Annotated in this window: 1 protein-coding gene; it reads left to right on the forward strand. The window is 66.7% G+C overall.

The window, feature by feature from the left end; all coding sequences use genetic code 11:
* On the forward strand, positions 1–444 hold a 444-nt coding region (locus AB0C16_RS40405; protein WP_357691473.1), incomplete at its 5' end, for a hypothetical protein.
* Between the last annotated feature and the right edge of the window lie 66 nt (positions 445–510).

Consider the following 510-nt stretch of genomic DNA (forward strand, 5'->3'; position numbering starts at 1 on the left):
GCCGCACCCAACGGCCCCACCGCCGACGGCAAGATCGTCATCGGGGTGAAGAACGGCACCACCGACAAGGCCAACTGCTCCGTCCTCCAGATGATCGACCTCAACACCGGCAAGCCCGGCTGGAAGAAGGAGGTCAAGAAGAACGGCAACTGGGACTTCCTGTCGGACATCGGTCTGGCGATCAGCGGGGACACCGTCACCGTGGGGCGCACCAGCAACTCCAACGCCTACCGCGTCAGCGACGGCAAGGAGCTGTTCGGCAACCCCGACGGCAACTGCAAGCCCTTCGCCTTCGCCGGCGGCCCGAAGCTCATCGCCGCGGCCAGCTGCCGCACCGACGACGTCAAGAACCCGCAGCACCAGGTCCAGGAGCTGAACCCGACCTCCGGCAAGCCGAAGTGGACCTACCAGCCGCCGCGCGGGTGGGAGTTCAGCAAGGTCTAGTCGGTCACGCCGCTCGTCGTGCGGCTGGAGCTCGAGGAGAAGAAGGAGTACGCCTTCGCCGCGCTC

The sequence above is a fragment of the Nonomuraea sp. NPDC048916 genome, from assembly GCF_040649575.1.
GTDB lineage: Bacteria > Actinomycetota > Actinomycetes > Streptosporangiales > Streptosporangiaceae > Nonomuraea.